This is a genomic window from Streptomyces speibonae (genome assembly GCF_984686075.1).
Genome location: NZ_OZ480260.1, coordinates 3754370 through 3771167, shown reverse-complemented (window position 1 = coordinate 3771167; position 16798 = coordinate 3754370). Strand labels below are relative to the sequence as shown.

The window sequence follows — 16798 nt, the reverse complement described above, 5'->3', positions numbered from 1 at the left end:
GTTTCCGCCCCCCGGTGCCCCGGAGGGCGGAGGAAGAACGCGGAAGAAGGACCATGAGGAGGGCCGGGCGTCCGGCGGCCCGGCCTCTCCACAGCACGCCCGTAGTTGCGAGGGGGATGCATGGCCACCGTTGAACTCCGCTTCAGCGCGCTGCCCGAGCATGTCAGGACCGCCCGTCTCGTGGCGGCCGCGGTGGCGCGCAGGGCCGGAGTGGACGAGGCCGTCCTCGACGAGGTCCGGCTCGCCGTCGGTGAGGCGTGCACCCGGGCCGTGGGGCTGCACCAGCACGGTGGCATCTCGGCGCCCGTGAGGGTGCTGCTGATCGAGGAGGAGAAACAGTTCTCCATCGAGGTCGGCGACGAAGCGCCCCACGCGGTCCCCGGCGACCGCGGATCCGGTGACGGATCCGCCGACGCCGACGGGGAGACCGAGGAGGACGAGATGGGCCTCGCGGTCATCAGCGGACTCGTCGACGACGTCGAGGTCAGCGCGGGGGAGAGCGGCGGATCGATCCGCATGAGGTGGCCGACCGTGCCGCCGCCCACCGTCCTCGCCTGACCCGGTTCACCCGGACAGCGACCCGTTTTCCGAAGGGCCCCCTGGTGGGGGCCCTTCGCCATGTGCGGGTGTCGGCACCCGCCCTTACAGTGGTCTCGAGCGGTTGATCGCGTGAATTCCTTCACGATCGACCGGTGTCCTGGAAATGCGATCACGTGAATGCCTCAAGGGCATTACCGATTTCGGGCAACTGGCCGCCCGACGATCATTGGGAAGAGTGCGTGCAGGCCATTTACATTTCCCGCGCTCTGTTTTGATCAGGTTCCGGTACCTACAATCCCGTCCACATCTTGAGCTCAGCCCAAGCGTCAAGGAGGACGAATGGCGGGGCTTTCCATCTCATACGAGTCGGGCCGACCCACAACCCTCGCGGCCGCCGTGCTGACCGACGACAACCGCCTGCTCGTGGTGGCCATCGGGGTCGTCGCACTGGCGGCGCTCGTGGTCGCGGGAGCCCTGGTGCGCCAGGTGCTCGCGGCAGGCGAGGGCACCGACAGCATGAAGGAGATCGCAGGAGCGGTACAGGAGGGCGCGAACGCCTATCTGGCCCGCCAGTTGCGCACGCTCGGCGTATTCGCCGTCGTCGTGTTCTTCCTGCTCATGCTGCTGCCCGCGGACGACTGGAATCAGCGTGCCGGACGATCGGTGTTCTTCTTGATCGGAGCGGCGTTCTCGGCGGCCACCGGCTATATCGGCATGTGGCTCGCCGTACGCACCAATGTGCGGGTCGCGGCAGCGGCACGCGAAGCCACTCCGGCCGAGGGCGAGCCGGAAAAGGATCTCACCGCCGTCTCGCACAAAGCGATGAAGATCGCTTTCCGTACGGGCGGCGTCGTCGGCATGTTCACCGTGGGCCTCGGCCTGCTCGGCGCCTCCTGCGTGGTGCTGGTCTACGCGGCGGACGCGCCGAAGGTGCTCGAGGGGTTCGGCCTCGGGGCCGCGCTCATCGCGATGTTCATGAGGGTCGGCGGCGGCATCTTCACCAAGGCCGCCGACGTCGGCGCCGACCTGGTCGGCAAGGTCGAGCAGGGCATTCCGGAGGACGATCCGCGCAATGCCGCGACCATCGCCGACAACGTGGGCGACAACGTCGGCGACTGCGCGGGCATGGCGGCCGACCTCTTCGAGTCGTATGCCGTGACCCTGGTGGCCGCGCTGATCCTCGGTTCGGCGGCGTTCGGCGACGCGGGGCTGGCGTTCCCGCTGCTGGTGCCGGCGATCGGAGTCCTCACCGCCATGGTCGGCATCTTCGCCGTGGCGCCGAGGCGCGCCGACCGCAGCGGCATGACCGCGATCAACCGCGGGTTCTTCATCTCCGCGGTGATCTCCGTCGTCCTCGTCGCGATCGCCGTGTTCGTCTACCTGCCGTCGTCCTACGCGGACCTGGACGGCGTCACCGACACGGCGATCGCGGACAAGGGCGGCGACCCGCGGATCCTCGCCCTCGTCGCGGTGGCCATCGGCATCGTGCTGGCCGCCCTCATCCAGCAGCTCACCGGCTACTTCACCGAGACCACCCGGCGTCCCGTGCGGGACATCGGCAAGACCTCGCTCACCGGTCCGGCCACGGTCGTGCTGTCCGGTATCTCCATAGGCCTCGAATCGGCGGTCTACACCGCGCTGTTGATCGGTCTCGGCGTCTACGGGGCGTTCCTGCTCGGCGGTACGTCGATCATGCTGGCGCTGTTCGCGGTGGCGCTGGCCGGCACCGGACTGCTCACCACGGTCGGTGTGATCGTCGCCATGGACACCTTCGGCCCGGTCTCCGACAACGCGCAGGGCATCGCCGAGATGTCCGGCGACGTCGAGGGCGCGGGCGCCCAGGTGCTCACCAACCTGGACGCGGTCGGCAACACCACCAAGGCCATCACCAAGGGCATCGCGATCGCCACGGCCGTCCTGGCTGCGGCGGCGCTGTTCGGCTCGTACCGGGACGCCATCACCACCGGCGCGAGAGACGTGGGCGAGCGGCTCAGCGGTGAGGGCGCGCCGATGAGCCTGATGATGGACATCTCCCAGCCCAACAACCTCGTCGGCCTGATCGCCGGCGCCGCGGTCGTCTTCCTCTTCTCGGGGCTGGCGATCAACGCGGTGTCGCGGTCGGCGGGTTCGGTGGTCTACGAGGTGCGGCGGCAGTTCCGCGAGAAGCCCGGGATCATGGACTACAGCGAGAAGCCGGAGTACGGCAAGGTCGTCGACATCTGCACCAAGGACGCCCTGCGCGAACTCGCCACGCCCGGACTGCTCGCCGTGATGGCGCCCATCTTCATCGGGTTCACCCTCGGTGTGGGTGCCCTGGGCGCCTTCCTCGCCGGAGCGATCGGCGCGGGCACGCTGATGGCGGTGTTCCTCGCCAACTCCGGTGGCGCCTGGGACAACGCCAAGAAGCTCGTCGAGGACGGTCACCATGGCGGCAAGGGCAGCGAGGCCCATGCGGCGACCGTGATCGGGGACACCGTCGGGGACCCCTTCAAGGACACCGCGGGGCCCGCGATCAACCCGCTGCTGAAGGTGATGAACCTGGTGGCGCTGCTCATCGCGCCCGCGGTCATCAAGTTCTCCTACGGAGCGGACGAGAGCACCGGGATGCGGGTGCTCATCGCGGTGCTGTCGCTGGCCGTCATCGTCGGCGCGGTCTATGCGTCCAAGCGCCGCGGGATCGCCGTGGACGGCGAGGACAGCCCCGAGACGGAGCCCAAGTCGCCCGATCCGGCGGTGGTTTCCTAGGGCGGACGGCGGACACCGCATCAAGGTGCGGGCGGGTGGCATGCATTGGCGTGCCACCCGCCCGCACCGTCGTCTCGGCACCGTCGTCGTGAGCCTTCTCTCGCTTGGTGCAAATGGCTTCAAAAGTTGTCTTAACGGACGTTCGACGGGTGGTCGTCGCCCATCCGGCGTGTATCTTCCGGGGCCGAAGGCCATGGAAGGGACCAACCCGGTGAACAAGAAGCTCGCGGCCGCACTGTCCGGCGGTGCGGTACTGGTACTGGCGCTCACGGGATGCGGTGGCGACGACAGCAACGAAGAGCTCGACGCCTGGGCGAAGGAGGTCTGCGACTCGGTGCAGCCGCAGGCGGCCAAGATCAGGTCGGCCAACGCCGCGATCCAGAAGGAGACCTCGGACAACAGCACTCCGGAAGAGGTCCAGAAGGCCGACTCCAAGGCGTTCCAGGACATGTCCGACGCGTACAAGGCGATCGGCGCCGCCGTGAACAAGGCCGGGGCGCCGGACGTCGAGGACGGCGAGAAGAAGCAGCAGGACGCGGTCAAGGAGCTCAACGGTATCTCCGCTTCCTACGCCTCGCTGCAGAAGCAGGTCGACGGCCTCGACACCGACGACCAGGCGGAGTTCGCCGACGGTCTGAAGGACATCGCCGCCGAGCTGGACGAGCTGAGCAGGAGCGGCAACAACGCCCTCAGCGCGCTGGAGGAGGGCGACGTCGGCCAGGCCATGGCCCGTCAGCCCAGCTGCCAGACCGCGACGGCGTCGGCGGGCGCCACCAAGAGCTGACGCCGCACCGTTAACCAGGACCCCGGGGGTCGCGGGCCGCCCTGGCCCCCCGGGACCCCTGGCAGCCGCAAGGCCCTCGGGCCGGAGAACCCCCGGCTGGCGGCAGCCTCGGACCACCAGGTCCTCGGCAGTCGCAGTGTCCTGGGCCGCAGGACCACAGGACCGCAGGACCGCCGGGAGCCGCAGAGCCCCGGCCGCCAGGATTCCCGGCAGTCGCGGTGTCCCGGTCGGCCGGGCCCCCGGCAGTGCACGCGGCCCGGGGCTGCGGGACCCCGGCGGCCGCAGGGCTTCCGGGCCGCGCGACCTCGGCAGTCGCGGTGCCCCGGACGGCCCGGGAGGCGCATGCGGCTCCGGGCTGCGACCCCCGGCGGCCGCCTCCGGGCCGGATAACCCTGGCCGTTGCGGGCGCGGCCCGCCAGGCCCCCGGCAGTGCACGTAGCCCGGGGCCGCAGGACTTCGGCGCCGCATGGCCTCCGGGGTGGCAGCCGCAGGGTCTCCGGGCTGCGCGGCCCCGGCCGTCCCGGTCGGCCAGAACTCCGGCAGTGCACGCGGCCCCGGGCCGCAGGGGTCTCGGCGGCCGCAGGGTCTCCGGGCTACGTGAACCCTGGCCGTCGCAGTGCCCCGGCCCGCCGGGCCCCCGGCAGTGCACGCGGCCCCGGGCTCCAGGGCCCCGGCAGTGCACCCGGCCCCGGGCTCCAGGGCCCCGGCAGTGCACGCGGCTCCGGGCCGCACCACCCCTGGCAGTCGTGGCCCCCCGGTCCGCCGCTGCCGTCGTACGCGCGGTGGGAGGGTGGACGCCACAATGGGGGGCGTGAGTGACGTCAGCCTGCCGCCCCTGCCCTCGTCCGACCGTCCCGACGCCGCCGCGCGGTTGCGGGACGCGCTGCTCGCAGCCTCCTTCACCGCCGACGGACTGCTCGATCTGCTCGGCGCCCCCGCCTACGCGGCGCTGGCCCGCAGCGAGACGGTGCCCGCCCTCCGGGTCACGCGCGGGGACACCCCGCTGGAGCCGCTGGTCCGGCTGTTCCTGCTGCAACAGCCGGTGCCGTACGCGCGCGTGGCGGACGTCCTGCCCGTCGACGTCTGCCTGGAGAGCGGGTGGCTGACCCGCACCGGTGCGGACGAGCTCGCCGCGGCCGTGGACGTGCGGCCGTACGGCGGGCCGTCCGGCGAGGACTGGTTCATCGTCTCCGACCTCGGGTGCGCGGTCGGCGGCGCCGGCGGCATCGGCAGCCGGGACGAGGGCGTGGTGCTCGGCGTCGGCGGCGCCTCCACGACCCTGGCCGGCATCACCGTCCGTACGCCTGTGGCCTCCGTGCTCGACATCGGCACCGGTTCCGGTGTCCAGGCCCTGCACGCCGCGCGGCACGCCACCCGCGTGACGGCCACCGACGTGAACCCGCGCGCGCTGCACATCACCGCGCTGACCCTGGCCCTGTCCGGGGCCCCGGCCGCCGATCTGCGCGAGGGGTCGCTGTTCACGCCGGTCCGTCACGACGAGACGTTCGACCTGATCGTGTCCAACCCGCCCTTCGTGATCTCCCCGGGGGCCCGGCTGACCTACCGCGACGGCGGGATGGGCGGGGACGATCTGTGCCGCACGATCGTTCAGGAGTCGGGGGAACGGCTGAACGAGGGCGGGTTCGCGCAGTTCCTCGCCAACTGGCAGCACGTCGAAGGGGAGGACTGGCAGGACAGGCTCAGATCATGGGTGCCCCGCGGGTGCGACGCCTGGATCGTGCAGCGCGAGGTGCAGGACGTCACCCAGTACGCCGAGCTGTGGCTGCGCGACGCGGGCGACCACCGCGGCGACGCGGCCGCGTACCGGGCGCGGTACGACGCGTGGCTGGACGAGTTCGAGGCGCGGAAGGTGAAGGCGGTCGGCTTCGGCTGGATCACCCTGCGCAAGTCGGGTTCCACCGTGCCCGCGGTCACGGTGGAGGAGTGGCCGCACCCGGTCGAGCAGCCGCTCGGCGAGACGGTCCGGGCGCACTTCGAGCGGCTCGGCTATCTGCGGGCGCACGACGACGCGGCGCTGCTGGAGGCGCGCTTCGAGCTGGCCCCCGAGGTCGTGCAGGAGCAGGTCGGGCTGCCCGGTGCCGAGGACCCGGAGCACGTCGTGCTGCGGCAGAACCGCGGGATGCGCCGGGCCACCAAGGTGGACACGGTCGGCGCGGGCTTCGCCGGGGTGTGCGACGGCACCATGAGCGCGGGCCGGATCCTGGACGCGATCGCCCAGCTCCTCGGCGAGGACCCCGTGGTGCTGCGCGACCGCACGCCGGCCCAGATCCGGCTGCTGGTGGAGCAGGGCTTCCTGGAGCCGGCCCGCTGAGCGGGCGCCGCGACGCGGAGCCGGCCCGTCGGCGGCACGCGCAGCCGCCCGTCCGCGGCACGCGCCGACCCCGCGGGTGCACGGCGCCGGGCCCCGGCAGCGACGCCGTGCCGACCCCGCGGGCACACCGCACGACCACCCAGGTGCTCGGTACCGGCCCCGCGGGTGCACGCCGCGAGACCCTTCGGGTGCACCGCGCTCGGGCCACTGGGCCACCGCGCTCGGGCCACTGGGCCACCGCGCTCGGGCCACTGGGCCACCGCGCTCGGGCCACTGGGCCACCGCGCTCGGGCCACTGGGCCACCGCGCTCGGGCCACCGGGCCACCGCGCCCGGGCCATCGGTGCACCGCGCCCGGACCCACCGGTCCGGTCCACCCGCCGGACACCAGCAGTCACAGCACCCTCACCCGTCGCATCCGTCCCGCCCGCACCATGCACCGCCGGCCTCCTTTTCACATCCCTCCGAAAATTTCCGTCGCCGGCCCGGACCGGTTCCGGCCGAGTTGCTCCGCTCCGTAGCACCCCCGTTCACCTCCGGTTCGCCGGGGCGCCGCCCGGGGGTGGCAGCGTCCCGTCCGGGCCGGTGTCACTGGACGGGAAAGAGGGGCGCGGGGGAGTCATGGAGAGCGGACCGGCGATCTTCACGGGAGTGGTGTTCTGCCTGTTCGGGGCCGCGTTGCTGACCTGGACCGTGACCCGCGCGCGGCAGCACCGCCCGGTCGCCCAGGATGTGAGCCCCGTCGCATCCCTCGCCGTCGCCGGGCTCGTCGCGGTGACCGCCCTGGCCCTCGGCGCGTGGTCCCTCACCCGGCTGTGAAGAGCGGGGAACTCCGGCCGCCCGCGGTAACCGAAAGGTTGCGCTCCGCATGTACCCGGGCGGAGTCTGGACACTCCGGGCGGCAGGAACGGTGGTAGTCGGGTTACCGTTCGAGTGGCCGTTGCGGGCTTTTCCCGTTTGACACGGGGGCGGGATGTACCGTCACACTCCGCAGCGTCACCATGACCCGACCCCCGGGGGAGAGCGCCTGGGGAGGCCCCAGCGTCGACCGGAGAGAAGAGCGAAGTTGTCCCCGACCAGCGAGACCGCGAACGGCGGCCGCCGACTCGTCATCGTCGAGTCGCCTGCCAAGGCGAAGACGATCAAGGGTTATCTCGGCCCTGGCTACATCGTCGAGGCGAGCGTCGGGCATATTCGCGACCTTCCCAACGGCGCTGCGGAGGTACCCGAGAAGTACACCGGCGAGGTGCGTCGGCTCGGTGTGGATGTCGACCGTGACTTCCAGCCGATCTATGTGGTCAACGCGGACAAGCGGGCCCAGGTCAAGAAGCTCAAGGACCTGCTGAAGGAGTCCGACGAACTCTTCCTCGCCACCGATGAGGACCGCGAGGGCGAGGCCATCGCGTGGCATCTGCAGGAAGTGCTCAAGCCGAAGATCCCGGTCAAGCGGATGGTCTTCCACGAGATCACCAAGGACGCGATCCGCCAGGCCGTGGCCAACCCGCGCGAGCTCAACCAGAAGCTGGTCGACGCCCAGGAGACCCGCCGCATCCTCGACCGTCTCTACGGCTACGAGGTCTCGCCGGTCCTGTGGAAGAAGGTCATGCCCCGGCTGTCGGCCGGCCGTGTCCAGTCCGTCGCCACCCGGCTCGTGGTGGAGCGGGAGCGGGAGCGCATGGCGTTCCGCAGCGCCGAGTACTGGGACCTGACGGGCACCTTCTCCCCCACTTCCGACTTCACTCCGGCGGGGGGACCCCCATCGGGCCGCGCGGGGGACGCCTCGGACCCGTCGTCGCTGGTCGCCCGCCTGCAGTCGGTCGACGGGCGGCGGATCGCGCAGGGCCGTGACTTCGACTCCCTGGGGCAGCTGAAGAGCGCGAACACGCTCCACCTCGACGAGGTGAACGCCCGCGCGCTGGCGGCCGCCCTGGAGAACACGCGGTTCGCCGTGCGTTCCGTCGAGTCCAAGCCGTACCGCCGCTCGCCGTACGCCCCGTTCCGTACGACGACGCTCCAGCAGGAGGCGAGCCGCAAGCTCGGTTACGGCGCGAAGGCCACCATGCAGATCGCGCAGAAGCTGTACGAGAACGGCTACATCACTTACATGCGTACGGACTCGACGACCCTGAGCGACACGGCGGTCGCCGCCGCCCGTGCCCAGGTCACGCAGCTGTACGGAGCCGACTACCTGCCGCCGCAGCCGCGCACCTACGCGGGCAAGGTCAAGAACGCGCAGGAGGCGCACGAGGCGATCCGCCCCTCGGGGGACCGTTTCCGCACGCCCGCCGAGACCGGGCTGACCGGTGACCAGTTCAAGCTGTACGAACTGATCTGGAAGCGGACCGTCGCCTCGCAGATGAAGGACGCCACCGGCAACTCCGTCACCGTGAAGATCGGCGGTACGGCGTCCGACGGCCGGGACGCGGAGTTCAGCGCCTCCGGCAAGACGATCACCTTCCACGGCTTCCTGAAGGCGTACGTCGAGGGCGCCGACGACCCGAACGCCGAGCTCGACGACCGCGAGCGCCGGCTGCCCCAGGTGAACGAGGGCGACGCCCTCACCGCCGAGGAGATCACGGTCGACGGTCACGCCACCAAGCCGCCGGCCCGCTACACCGAGGCGTCGCTGGTCAAGGAGCTGGAAGAGCGCGAGATCGGCCGCCCGTCGACGTACGCGTCGATCATCGGGACGATCCTCGACCGCGGCTATGTGTTCAAGAAGGGCACGGCTCTGGTGCCGTCGTTCCTCTCCTTCGCCGTGGTCAACCTGCTGGAGAAGCACTTCGGCCGGCTCGTCGACTACGACTTCACCGCGCGCATGGAGGACGACCTCGACCGCATCGCGCGCGGCGAGGCGCGGGCCGTGCCGTGGCTGAAGCGTTTCTACTTCGGTGAGGGAGCCGGCAACGGTGACGCGGCCGAGGCGGGCAACGGCGACGGGGACCACCTCGGCGGGCTCAAGGAGCTGGTGACCGACCTGGGCGCCATCGACGCGCGCGAGGTGTCGTCCTTCCCGATGGGCAAGGGCATCGTGCTGCGGGTCGGGCGCTACGGCCCGTACATCGAGCGCGGCGAGAAGGACAGCGAGCAGCACCAGCGGGCCGACATCCCCGAGGACCTGGCGCCCGACGAGCTGACCGTCGAGCTCGCCGAGGAACTGCTCGCCAAGCCCAGCGGCGACTTCGAGCTGGGCACCGACCCTGCGACCGGGCACACGATCGTCGCCAAGGACGGCCGCTACGGCCCGTACGTCACGGAGGTGCTGCCCGAGGGCACCCCGAAGACGGGCAAGAACGCGGTCAAGCCGCGCACGGCCTCGCTCCTCAAGTCGATGTCCCTGGACACGGTGACGCTCGAGGACGCGCTGAAGCTGATGTCGCTGCCGCGCGTGGTCGGTGTCGACACCGACGGCCAGGAGATCACCGCGCAGAACGGCCGCTACGGCCCGTACCTGAAGAAGGGCACCGACTCGCGGTCGCTGCAGTCGGAGGAGCAGATCTTCACGATCACGCTGGAGGAGGCGCAGGCGATCTACGCCCAGCCCAAGCAGCGTGGCCGGGCCGCGGCCAAGCCGCCGCTGAAGGAACTGGGCACCGACCCGGTCAGCGAGAAGCCGGTCGTGGTGAAGGACGGCCGCTTCGGCCCGTACGTCACCGACGGGGAGACCAACGCGACCCTGCGCTCCGGCGACAGCGTCGAGACGATCACGCCGGAGCGCGGGTTCGAGCTGCTCGCCGAGAAGCGGGCGAAGGGCCCCGCCAAGAAGACCGCGAAGAAGGCCACCAAGAAGGCGGCGGCCAAGAAGGCGCCGGCGAAGAAGACCGCGGCGAAGAAGACGACGGCCGCCAAGAAGACCACGGCCGCCAAGAAGACGACGGCGCAGAAGACAGCCGCCAAGAAGGCTGCCGCCTCGAACGGCGCCGAGGACTGACCGGTGGGGGCGCCGGCACCCCCACCGCGGCGACGCCGGGCGGTCTTCGCCCGGCGTTCGGAATGCGAACGCCCCGGCAACACTTTGGTGTCGGGGTGTGTGCATGCCAGGCGGGTAGCTCCGGGCCGTCGGCGCGGGCCGATAGGCTGAACGCATGACGCGAGCCGAGCAGCCAACGGCCTCTCAACCGGCCCCCGACGACGCCCTTGTCGCGGACTCCCGCGAGCGTGCCGTCCGCGCCCTGCTGCGCCGGCCGCAGCTGAAACGGCTGTGGAGCGCGCAGCTCGTGGGCGGGGTCGGCGACGTCCTCGCCCTCCTGGTGCTGATCCTGCTCGCCCTTCAGGCGGCCGTCCTCGAAGGTGCGTTCGGCGGCGGTTACCGCGGTGCGGCGTTCGCAGTGGCGACCGTTTTCGGCGTGCGCATCCTGGCGACGCTGCTGTTCGGCGCCGTGCTCCTCGGCCCGCTCACCTCGCTCACCGCGCAGGACGGGCCGCTGGACCGCCGCTGGACCATGGTCGGCGCCGACGGGCTGCGCGCCGCGCTGCTCATCGTGGCCCCGCTGTGGATCGACTGGACGCCCGACAACGCACTGGCCGTGCTCCTCGTCACCGCCTTCGTGGCCGGTGTCGCCGAGCGGTTCTGGACGGTCTGCCGGGAGAGCGCCGCGCCCGCGCTGCTGCCCGCTCCGCCGCCCGAGGGCGCGACCGTACGGCCGCTGCCCGACCACATGGACGCGCTGCGCCGCCTGTCGCTGCGCACGAGCTTCGTGGCGATACCGCTCGCGGCCCTCACGCTCGTCGGCGCGGCCCTGTTCAACAACCTCCTGGGCACCGGCGTCGCGTGGTTCGACGAGCACCAGGCCGCGCTGGCGTCGTACGTCGCGGCCGGACTCTTCGCCGCGTCCCTGTCCCTCGTCACCTTCCTGGAACTGCCCGACACCCGCACCCCCCGCGCGCGCTCCCCGCTGGAGGGCCTGCGCCGCCCCAGGAGCGCCGCCGGTCCCGACAAGGGCCGCACAGGGGCGCTGCCGCTGCTGGTGCTGGCCTCCGCGTCCGTCGCCGCCGCCGTGTCGGCCGCCGTCGCCGTGGCGGTGCTGCACGCCAAGGACCTGGGCGGCGGCCCGGTGCTCTACGGCCTCCTGGTGGGCGCGCTGACCGGCGGTGTCGTCGTCGGCATCCGGACGGCGCCCGTCCTGCTGCCGGCCCTGTCGCGGCGCCGGCTGCTCGCGCTGTCCCTCGCCTTCACCGGGGTCGCGCTGCTGGCCGCCGGGCTCGTACCGGACGTCACCAGCGTGGTGCTGATCATGGCGCTGGCGGGCATCGGCGCGGGCATGGCCGCCAGCACCGGCCACACGCTGCTCGACCAGGAGACCGAGGAACAGCGCCGGATCCGCACCACCGAGCATCTGCACGCGGTCGTACGCGTCCTGGTGGCGCTCGGCGCGGTCGTCGCCCCGCTGGCCGCCGCGGCCATCGGCCCTCACCGGTTGGAGAACGGCCGGTTCGTCTTCGCGCACGGCGGTGCCGCGTTCACCCTGATGCTGATCGGCGCCCTGCTGCTGCCGGTGGCCGCCCTGGTGCTGGCCAAGGTCGACGACCGCTCCGGGGTGCCGCTGCGCCAGGACCTGCGCGACGCGCTGCTCGGCGGTGACGACCCCGACCAGGTGCCCGTCGGCACCGGCTTCTTCATCGCCCTGGAGGGCGGCGACGGCGCCGGCAAGTCCACCCAGGCCGAGGCCCTCGCCGACTGGATCCGCTCCAAGGGGCACGAGGTCGTCCTCACCCGCGAGCCCGGCGCGACCCCGGTCGGCAAGCGGCTGCGGTCCATCCTGCTGGACGTCTCCAGCGCCGGTCTCTCGCACCGCGCGGAGGCACTGCTGTACGCGGCGGACCGCGCGGAGCACGTCGACACCGTCGTGCGGCCCGCCCTGGAGCGTGGCGCGGTCGTCATCACCGACCGGTACATCGACTCCTCCGTCGCCTACCAGGGGGCGGGGCGCGACCTGTCGCCGACCGAGATCGCCCGCATCAACCGCTGGGCGACCAACGGGCTCGTACCGAACCTGACGGTGCTGCTGGACGTCGCCCCGGAGACCGCGCGGGAGCGCTTCACCGAGGCGCCGGACCGGCTGGAGTCGGAGCCGGCCGAGTTCCACGCGCGCGTGCGGGCCGGATTCCTCACCCTCGCCGCCGCCGACCCCGGCCGCTACCTGGTCGTCGACGCCGGTCAGGAGCCGGAGGCGGTCACCACGGTGATCCGGCACCGGCTCGACCAGGTGCTGCCGCTGTCCGAGGCCGAGATCCAGGCTCGCGAGGAAGCCCGCCGCAAGGCCGAGGAGGAGGCCCGCCGCAAGGCGGAGGAGGAGGCGGCCCGCAAGGCCGAGGAGGAGCGTCTGGAGCGCGAGCGCCAGGAGCAGCTGGAGCGGCTGCGCGCCGAGGAGGAGGAGCGCAAGCGGCGCGAGCTGGAGGAGGCGCAGCGGCGCGAGGCCGAGCGGCAGGCGGAGGAGGCCCGCCGCCGGGCCGAGGAGGCGGCCAGGCGCGCCGAGGAGGAGCGGCAGCGGCTGCTCGCCGAGGAGAAGGCGCGGGCCGAGGAGGAAGCCCGTCGCAAGGCGGAGGAGGAGCGCCGCCGCAAGCAGGCCGAGGAGGAGGCCCGGCTGCGTGCCGAGGCCGAGGCCCTGCGCCTGGAGAAGCAGCGCAAGGCCGAGGAGGCGCTGCTGCGCGCGGAGGAGGCCCGGCGGATGGCCGAGCAGGCGGCTGCCGCGGCCGAGGCGGGACCGCCGAAGCCGAAGCGCGGCGCCGAGGGCGCGCCGTCCTCCGGCCGGCAGGCGGATGAGGCGGTGACCGTGCCGACGCCGGTGGTGACGCCGACGAACGCCCCGGGCGGACCCGTGGACGAGACGGCCAAGCTGCCGCGGGTACCGGACGAGGACGCCGCACGGCGGGCCGGACGCCCCGGTGACGGGGTGCCGGACGCCGAGGTGACGACCGAGCTGCCCAGGCCGCAGGTCCCGCAGGACGCTGCCGAGGAGACCGCGGTGCTGCCGCCCGTGCCGCCGGGCGCCGCGGACGAGACGGCGGTGCTGCCCCCGGTGCGCGATGACGAGCCCGGACCCGGTGCCCCCGACGGCGGCGACGACCGTACGCGCGAACTGCCGCAGGTCGGCTCCGAGCACGCGCCGCGCCGACGCCTGCAGCGCTCCGACTGGGCCGAGGAGACCCCCCTGGACGACCTGCCCACCCTGGCCGACGAACTGCTGGGCCCCCGCGACGAGGAGCCCGACGACGAGGACGACGGCGGCCGGGGACGCGGGCGGCGACGCGGGCGCTGACCGGACGGCGGGTGCGGGTCGGTGCCGGGCAGGGCGCGTGTCCGCGGGGTCGGTGCGTATCCGTGCCGGCGGTGCCCCGGTTGTCAGTGCCCACCCGCACAATGGAGCCCGTAGGGCAGACAGGGCAGACGGATCCCGTAAGGCAGACGTGACGGACGCGACGGAAGGGAGGACCGCCCCATGACCGTGTGGGACGACCTCGTCGGGCAGGAACGGGTGAGCGACCAGCTCGCCGCCGCCGCCCGGGACGCCGACGCGCTCGTCACCGCCGAGGCGACCGGCACGCCCCCGCCCGAGGCGTCGAAGATGACGCACGCCTGGCTGTTCACCGGACCGCCCGGCGCGGGACGCAACCAGGCGGCGCGCGCCTTCGCCGCCGCCCTCCAGTGCGTCAGCCCCGACCGCGCGCTCGGCGGCGCCGCCGGCTGCGGCTTCTGCGACGGCTGCCACACCGCGCTCGTCGGTACCCACGCCGACGTCAGCTCGATCGCCGCCGTCGGCGCCCAGATCCTCGTGGACGACATGCGTGACACGGTCCGCAAGTCCTTCACCGCCCCGGCGAACGGCCGCTGGCAGGTGATCCTCGTCGAGGACGCCGAGCGGCTGAACGAGAAGTCCGCCAACGCCGTCCTCAAGGCCGTCGAGGAGCCCGCCCCCCGCACCGTCTGGCTGCTGTGCGCCCCCTCCGTCGAGGACGTCCTGCCGACGATCCGCTCCCGCTGCCGCCACCTCAACCTGAGCACGCCCTCGGTGGCGGCCGTCGCCGACATGCTCGTGCGGCGTGAGGGCATCGAGCCGGACGTCGCCGCCGCCGTCGCCCGCTCCACCCAGGGCCACGTCGACCGGGCCCGCCGTCTGGCCACCGACCCCGCGGCCCGCGCCCGCCGGGCCGCGGTGCTGAAACTGCCCCTGCGCGTCGAGGACGTCGGCGGTGCCCTCAAGGCCGCACAGGAACTCGTCGACGCCGCCGCCGAGGACGCCAAGCAGCTCGCCGAGGAGACGGACGGCAAGGAGACCGAGGAGCTGAAGGCGGCGCTCGGCGCGGCCCAGGGCGGACGGCTGCCGCGCGGCACGGCGGGCGTGGTCAAGGACCTCGAGGACATGCAGAAGCGCCGCAGAAGCCGTACCCAGCGCGACAGCCTCGACATCGCGCTGACGGACCTGACCAGCTTCTACCGCGACGTCCTCGCCCTCCAGCTCGGCTCGCGCATCGCCCTCGCCAACACGGACGCCGAGGACACGCTGGAGCGTCTGGCCCGCGGCAGCTCCCCGGAGTCCACGCTCCGCCGCATCGAGGCGATCGCGGCGTGCGGCGAGGCCCTGGACCGCAATGTGCCCCCGCTGCTCGCGGTGGAGGCGATGACGATGGCGCTCAGATCGGGCTGACGCACACCTGTTGCCCACCACTGCGGCCGCCCTGCCGCCGTAGCCCGTACGAGGCACGGTGTGCGCGCAGAGCGTCCGATCCGTTGCGCACAGTTACGATCGCCGTATGCACTCAAGGCGCACCCCTCGCGGGATCCGTACCGGAGCCACCCTGCTCGCCGCGTTGCTCGTCGCGGGCTGCTCCTCCGGGAGTTCGACGAGCACGGCCAGCTCGCAGGCGGAGCAGACGGCGGCGCTGACGCCCCTGCCCCGCTCCACCCCCGCGGAGCTCACCCGGTACTACGAGCAGAAGCCGGCCTGGCGCGACTGCGGCGCCCCCGGCTTCCAGTGCGCCACGCTGACCGCCCCGCTCGACTACGCCGAACCGTCCGCCGGTGACGTCCGTCTCGCCGTCGCCCGCAAGAAGGCCACGGGCCCGGGCAAGCGCCTGGGCTCCCTCCTGGTCAACCCCGGCGGCCCGGGCGGATCGGCGATCGGCTACCTCCAGGCGTACGCCGGGATCGGCTACCCGGCGGACGTGCGCGCCCGCTACGACATGGTCGCCGTCGACCCGCGCGGCGTCGCCCGCAGCGAGCCCGTCGAGTGCCTGGACGGGCCCGAGATGGACGCGTACACGCGGACGGACGTCACGCCCGACGACGCGAAGGAGACCGACGCGCTGGTCGCGGCGTACAAGAAGTTCGCCGAGGGCTGCGGGCAGGACGCGCCGCGGCTGCTGCGCCACGTGTCGACCGTCGAGGCGGCCCGGGACATGGACATCGTGCGGGCGGCGCTGGGCGACGACAAGCTCCACTACGTGGGCGCCTCGTACGGCACCTTCCTGGGGGCGACCTACGCCGGACTGTTCCCGGACCGCACGGGCCGTCTCGTCCTGGACGGCGCGATGGACCCCTCGCTGTCCCCGCGGCGGCTCAACCTCGAGCAGACGGAGGGTTTCGACACGGCGTTCACCGCCTTCGCGAAGGACTGCGTGCGCCAGAGCGACTGCCCCCTCGGCGGCGCGGGCACCACTCCCGAGCAGGCCGGCAAGAACCTCAAGGCGTTCTTCGACGACCTCGACACCCGCCCGATCCCCACCGGCGACGCCGACGGCCGCCGGCTCACCGAGTCGCTCGCGACGATGGGCGTGATCGCCGCCATGTACGACGAGGGCGCCTGGCAGCAGCTGCGCGAGTCCCTGACGGCGGCGATGCGCGAGAACGACGGCGCCGGACTTCTCTTCCTCTCCGACAGCTACTACGAACGGGACGCCGAGGGCGAGTACACCAACCTGATGTTCGCCAACGCGGCCGTGAACTGCCTGGACCTCCCGCCCGCCTTCGCGTCCCCGGACGAGGTGCGACAGGCCCTCCCCGACTTCGAGAAGGCGTCCCCGGTCTTCGGTGAGGGCCTCGCGTGGGCCTCCCTGAACTGCGCGCACTGGCCGGTGGAGGCCACGGGCGAGCCCCGGCGCATCGAGGCGAAGGGCGCGGCCCCGATCGTCGTCGTCGGCACCACCCGCGACCCCGCGACCCCGTACCGCTGGGCCGAGGCCCTGGCCGGCCAGCTCTCCTCGGCCCGCCTCCTCACCTACGACGGCGACGGCCACACCGCCTACGGCCGGGGCAGCGCCTGCATCGACTCCGCGATCAACACCTACCTGATCGCCGGCACCCCGCCGAAGGACGGAAAGCGCTGCTCATAACGGTGCCACCGGCCCCGGATCCCCCCACCGGGGCCCGCCCCCGGGGCCGGTACGAAGCACCCTCGGAAA

9 protein-coding genes are annotated in these 16798 nt (G+C 72.7%); all 9 read left to right on the top strand.

Features of this window, described 5'->3' with window-relative positions; genetic code table 11:
- Positions 1 to 120: 120 nt before the first annotated feature.
- The 9 genes from AC5L3C_RS16880 (at position 121) to AC5L3C_RS16840 (ending at position 16729) form a co-directional block, all read left to right on the top strand.
- On the top strand, positions 121 to 558 hold the full coding sequence (locus AC5L3C_RS16880; protein WP_125505052.1) for an ATP-binding protein: 438 nt from the start codon (positions 121 to 123) through the stop codon (positions 556 to 558).
- Positions 559 to 879: 321 nt separating this feature from the next.
- Positions 880 to 3285, top strand: coding sequence for a sodium-translocating pyrophosphatase (locus AC5L3C_RS16875; protein WP_493649721.1), 2406 nt, complete (start codon positions 880 to 882; stop codon positions 3283 to 3285).
- Positions 3286 to 3478: 193 nt separating this feature from the next.
- Entirely contained in the window at positions 3479 to 4069 is a 591-nt protein-coding gene (locus AC5L3C_RS16870) for a small secreted protein (protein ID WP_493649720.1), read from the top strand.
- 802 nt (positions 4070 to 4871) lie between these two features.
- Positions 4872 to 6401 carry a DUF7059 domain-containing protein gene (locus tag AC5L3C_RS16865; RefSeq protein WP_493649719.1) on the top strand — a complete coding sequence of 510 codons (1530 nt, stop codon included), beginning with the start codon at positions 4872 to 4874 and terminating at the stop codon, positions 6399 to 6401.
- A gap of 620 nt (positions 6402 to 7021) precedes the next feature.
- Positions 7022 to 7219, top strand: a complete 198-nt coding sequence (locus AC5L3C_RS16860; protein WP_493649718.1) for a hypothetical protein — start codon at positions 7022 to 7024, stop codon at positions 7217 to 7219.
- Between the two features lie 247 nt (positions 7220 to 7466).
- Entirely contained in the window at positions 7467 to 10331 is a 2865-nt protein-coding gene (gene topA, locus AC5L3C_RS16855) for a type I DNA topoisomerase (RefSeq protein WP_493649717.1), read from the top strand.
- A gap of 154 nt (positions 10332 to 10485) precedes the next feature.
- Complete coding sequence (gene tmk / locus AC5L3C_RS16850) at positions 10486 to 13659, top strand: dTMP kinase (RefSeq protein WP_493649716.1); 3174 nt, start codon at positions 10486 to 10488, stop codon at positions 13657 to 13659.
- 180 nt (positions 13660 to 13839) lie between these two features.
- Complete coding sequence (locus AC5L3C_RS16845) at positions 13840 to 15045, top strand: DNA polymerase III subunit delta' (RefSeq protein ID WP_493649715.1); 1206 nt, start codon at positions 13840 to 13842, stop codon at positions 15043 to 15045.
- A 106-nt stretch (positions 15046 to 15151) separates the two neighbouring features.
- Positions 15152 to 16729, top strand: a complete 1578-nt coding sequence (locus tag AC5L3C_RS16840) for an alpha/beta hydrolase (RefSeq protein WP_493649714.1) — start codon at positions 15152 to 15154, stop codon at positions 16727 to 16729.
- The last annotated feature ends 69 nt before the right edge of the window (positions 16730 to 16798 follow it).